The sequence below is a fragment of the Thermodesulfobacteriota bacterium genome, assembly GCA_034189135.1.
GTDB lineage: Bacteria > Desulfobacterota > Desulfobacteria > Desulfobacterales > JAUWMJ01 > JAUWMJ01.
In genome coordinates, this window is record JAXHVO010000137.1 from 1 (window position 1) to 5,430 (window position 5,430).

At 40.9% G+C, this 5,430-nt stretch carries 4 protein-coding genes; all 4 read right to left on the reverse strand.

The annotated features are described in order from the left end of the window. Positions 1-595: AMP-binding protein (locus SWH54_20020; protein ID MDY6793558.1), on the reverse strand; the 595-nt coding region annotated here is incomplete at its 3' end. A 137-nt stretch (positions 596-732) separates the two neighbouring features. Beyond that, positions 733-2,094 (reverse strand): TIGR00366 family protein, encoded by a 1,362-nt coding sequence (locus SWH54_20025; protein MDY6793559.1) that lies wholly within the window; start codon positions 2,092-2,094, stop codon positions 733-735. A gap of 356 nt (positions 2,095-2,450) precedes the next feature. Beyond that, entirely contained in the window at positions 2,451-3,824 is a 1,374-nt protein-coding gene (locus tag SWH54_20030; protein MDY6793560.1) for a sigma-54 dependent transcriptional regulator, read from the reverse strand. Between the two features lie 38 nt (positions 3,825-3,862). Next, on the reverse strand, positions 3,863-5,281 hold the full coding sequence (locus tag SWH54_20035; GenBank protein ID MDY6793561.1) for an ATP-binding protein: 1,419 nt from the start codon (positions 5,279-5,281) through the stop codon (positions 3,863-3,865). Positions 5,282-5,430: the final 149 nt, after the last annotated feature.

Sequence of the window (5,430 nt, forward strand, 5' to 3'; positions counted from 1 at the left end):
TAAAAGAATAGCCGTTGGCGGTAAATAACACTTTGGGCTTGATCTGTCCGAATCTGTCCAGAACTCCTTTTATTCCGAAATCAGGAGAGCAGGAAGACCAGGTGGCACCCACGCTTGCGGCGGCCAGCATGGCAATGATGGATTCAGGCATGTTCGGCATAAAACCCACCACCCGGTCACCCGGTTTTACTGTTGCCTCTCTTAAAGACTTGGCCACACGGGCGACTTCATCGTAAAGCTCTTTATAGGTCATCTTGATGGAATCCTGGCTTTCTCCTTTGAAAATCAGGGCCACATGGTCATCCCGGTATCGAAGAAGATTTTCCGCAAAATTGAGCCTTGCACCGGCAAACCATTTGGCACCGGGCATTTTAGTTACATCATCAATGACCTGGCTATACGGCTTTGATGCCCTGATTTCGGTAAATTCCCACATTAAGGTCCAAAACTCCGGTATGTTTTCTATGGACCACCGGTACATCGGATCATAATTGGTAAAATCCTTACCGATTTTGTCATTCACAAAATTCATGAACCGGTACATGTTGGTACCCTTTACTCTTTCCTCCGAAGGCTTCCATAACTGTTTACCCATGATTCGCTCTCCTTGTTTGATTAAATTAATTAAAGACCTCAACCTTGTGCGTGGCTTTAACAACTGAAACAGCCCAAATCTATGTAAAAGGTTTGGGCTGTTATTGAATGAAACGGAAGACAATCCCATTAAAACGATCAGGCAGGTAAAAACAAAAGGGCTAGAAGGAAAAAGACTGCACCAATGAACATAACCGTCATACAATATCCCATAATCTGCCTGGCCTTTAACCCTGTCAGCCCCAGCAGTGCTAAGGCCCAGAAAGGCTGGAAGAGGTTGGTCCATTGATCTCCATAAGCCAGGGCCATGATGGCTTTAGGATAACCGACGCCCAATTCCTTCGCAGCTTCAACAATAACCGGTCCCTGAACAGCCCACTGCCCTCCTCCTGAGGGTACAAAGATATTCACCAGTGCCGCACTTATGAAAGTAAACAAAGGAAAGGTGTACTGGTTTGAAATGGCAACGAACCATCCGGCAATAACAACAATGAGGCCTGAAAATTTCATCATTCCCATGATTCCGGAGTAAAAGGGGAACTGAAGAATGATACCTGAGCAACTCTTCGTTCCTGCTGATATGGCTCGAACATAATTAATGGGTGTTTTATGGAGAACAATTCCAACAAAAAGAAAGGTAAAATTGACTATATTCAGGTTGAGTTTAAAACCTTTTGTATAAAAATACCAAATAATAATTACCAGCCCAATAACACCGATCAGCATGCTGATAATAATGCTATGTTCCAGTTTGCTCGCAAAGGTATCTCGGCGTTTTTTTTCAGATGCATCTTCTTTGTTTTCCTGCAGTAATTCGTCAACATTCGGAATTACCTTATCTATCTGGACCATTTTTTCAGAGTCTGAAGGACTCAGCAGTTTGAACAAAAACGGAAGACCGATAATAAGAAAAACAGCCACAACAATATTTAAGACGCTAAACAGCGTGTCTGACACGGGAATTATACCGATGTCCTTTACCAGAAAATGCCCCTTGGTTGCAACCAGCAGCGGCGCGGAACCTGAAAAACCGCCGTGCCAAACAGCAAGCCCGGCATATCCGGCTGCCCCTAAAAGCGGATAGTGCATAGGAAGCTTTTTTTCATAGCCGCGCAAAGCTACCTGCCTGGCCATTAGTGCGCCCACAATAATTCCAAGCCCCCAATTGATATAAGCGGCGATAATGGCAACAAACGCCACAAGGACTGCTGCACCGGAGCCGGTTTTAGGAATATCGGCGAGCATATCGATAAATTTCCGAATCACTTTTGTTGTAGCAAGGGCATAGCCCGTCACCAGGATCATACACATCTGCATTGAAAATTTAAGCAGCGTCCAGAATCCCTTGTGCCAGTATTTGGCCATGTCAAAGGGCCCATTGTCCGTAAAAATAATTCCCAAAATCAGTGTTAGAAATGTTAACAGAATAGCAAATAAAAACGGATCAGGCATGTACTTCTCGGCCCAGCGGGAAAAATAATCCCCCATTTTTCGAATCATAATAACCTCCTTTTTTTTGAAATTTTGGCCTGTCTTCGCATTCATTCATCCACTTGCTACTGATTGGAGCAAAAATCGGGCCAAAATTCTTTAAAAATAAACCGAGTAATTCAAGCGGTTTATAAAAATGACTGATGGAGGAAAACAGTCGGTCTGTATAAAAGATATACATACCGTTTAAAGTTTATACATTGGATTCAGGAATTCAAAGGTTTGCTTTTCTATACTGTTTCTTATAAATATATTTTTTTTTAAACGATGAAAAACTCGTATATAAGCTTCATCAACACTTTAACATCGAAAACCGCCACTTATCGCTTTCAAATGCAAACTTTGAATCTGCAAACAGATACGGCTTATCGGTTTTTTTCTATGTTGTATTTTTCAATTTTATACAGGAGCGCCTGACGGCTCATCTTCATTTTTCTCGCGGTTCGGGCCTTGTTCCATCCATTTCTTTTCAAAACTTTATTCAACACTTTTTTTTCGACTTCTTGAAGAATTTGTCGAAGCGATTTATCTTCAAAATAGAGAATCTCCACCTCTTGCCCGGAAAAAGATGTTGAATCAAGAAGAAGGTTTTCAGGCAGCAGGATTGCACCGCTGCCCAGCACCATGGCGCGTTCAATTGCATTTTCCAGTTCCCGAACATTGCCCGGCCAATCATATGCCATGAGAAGGCGCATGGCTTTCTGAGATATATGATTAAACCTTTTGTTCATTTCTTTATTATATTTATTAAGAAAATATTCTGTCAATAGGGGGATATCTTCCTTTCGTTCCCGAAGAGGAGGCAAATAAATTGAGACCACACTCAGCCGGTAAAACATGTCTTTTCGAAAATCTCCCAATTTGACAAGCTTCTTTAGATTCCTGTTCGTTGCAGCGATAATTCTCACATCAGATTTTATAGGATCAAGTCCTCCAAGTCGTTCAAATTCTTTTTCCTGTATTATTCGCAACAGTTTAACCTGAAGATTCGGGCTCATTTCGCTAATTTCATCCAGAAAAACACTCCCCCCGGATGCGTATTCAAATTTCCCCGTTTTCATTTCCCCCGCCCCTGTAAAAGCCCCCTTTTCATATCCAAAAATTTCACTTTCCAGCAGGTTTTCAGGAAGTGCACCACAGTTAACCTTAACGAATTTGTTATTTTTTCGTTGGCTGTTGTAATGAATCGCCCTAGCAATCAGTTCTTTTCCGGTACCGCTTTCTCCATGAATCAGCACATTTGAATAGCTGTCCGCAACTCTACCAATAATCTTGTATACCTCTTTCATTTTATCTGACTTACCGATAATGTTGCTAATGGAAAATTCATTTTGTATTTCATGCCTGAGATCTCTTACTTCTTCGGTTAATTTTTGTATTTCCAGCGCTCTTTTAACGGTCACCTTGATTTCCGAAATATCAAATGGCTTGGAAATATAATTATAAGCCCCCATTTTCATCGCTTCTACCGCCGTGTCTATACTGACAAAAGCAGTCATCATAATCACGGTGACTTTGGGATAATTCTCCCGGATAATATGAAAGGCCTCTATTCCATCCATGCCTGGCATACGGATATCCATCAGTACCAGATCAATGGGGAGCTCTACCAACATATCCAGTGCCTTTTGGGCGCTCTCGGCGACATTCACATTGTACCTTTCTTTTGTTAAAACCTCAAAAAGAAGCTTTCTCACATTCTCTTCATCATCAACAACAAGTATTCGTTTATTATGCATCAGCCCAATCACGTCCTCTTTTTAAAATTAACCTGCCGTTAAATACAATAATACACTGTAAATGTTGTTCCCAGTCCGGGCCGGCTTTCCACCTCAATATGCCCGCCATGCATTTCTACAATTTTTTGGACCACCGCCAGCCCCAGACCGGTTCCTCTTTCTTTTGTTGTAAAAAATGGATCGAAAATCCTTTTGATATTTTTTTCTTCGATTCCCATGCCGGTATCATGGATTATCACTTTTACGAATTTTCCGTTTTTGCTCATGGCCGTCTCAATGGTAATTTCCCCTTCGGCTTCAATCGCCTGTGTGCTGTTTATGACCAAATTTAAAAATACCTGTTTAACCTGTTCTTCATCTATAGGAATAATCGGCAGATCATAATTATACTTTTTCTTAATGTGAATCTTCGGCTTAATCGCCTCGAAGTTCAGGAGCAAAAGAGTATTGTCCATCACCTTATTAATGTCCGTTACCACCCGTTGGAGACTGGAAGATCCTGCATAATCCAAAAGCTCATTAATAATCTTATTTAACCGGTCTACCTCCTTTACCACAATCTGAATATATTCTAATTTTCTGTCATTCTCTTCAAGATCTTCACCAATCAACTGGACAAAGCCCTTAACGGAAGTCAAAGGATTTCGGATTTCATGGGCAACCCCGGCAGCCATTTCTCCAATAGCTGCCAACCTCTGTGCCCTTTGTAGCTGATCCTCCAGCTTCTTCCTTTTGGTCAGAGAAAAAGCCATCTCATTAATCGCAGAAACAATTTCACCTACCTCTCCTTTCATGGGAGAAATGCGGTATTTAAAATCCTTCTGGATTCTATTTAAACCGTTTTTAATGACATTCACTCTGGATGCCAGGTAACTTGAAACAAGTGCTGTACCAGTGGTGGAGACCGTCAATGAGACAGCTAAAACAATCGCCGTTATCAGAAACAAATCGAAAATTTTTGAATCGATCAGTTTTTTTTCAATTCCCAAATGAATGCTTCCCACTATTTCGTCCGTTTTGATAATCGGAACGATTAATTCATAATATTCGGCCACAGAAACCGTTTGTTTGGAAAAAGCATTACCGGATAGAAAATCAGTGTAAATATTCGCCTTCAGTTTTTGGCCCGCCATTTTTTCATCGCTGTGAAACAGTACGGTATTTTCTTTATCAGCGATAAAACAGTAACTCACCCCGTCGGTACTTTCTACGACACCACTGATATAGGTGCTCATCCAGGATAAGCATTTTAAGGGAAAGACTTGCAGATTTTTATTTACGACTCTTCTGACATTATTAACCACAGCAAATGATTTTTCCTCCAGTAATTCTTTATAACTTGAATGAACTGATTTTAATAAGATGATGTTTGAAGCGGAAATAGTAAGAATTGCAAAAATCAATGCCGGTACGGTTGCTGCAAAAATTTTTATTTTAAGATGGCTTGTCTTTTTCATCGGCAGTTTACGGCTTCATTTTTCCCTGAGTTAAAATTTCGGCATGAAGTGCATTATTAACACGGCATTTATTGCTATCGCACCACCCTGTTAGCCGTATCTATCAAACCTGGATCGAACTCAACTCCCAACTCCTTTGCCTTTTTCAA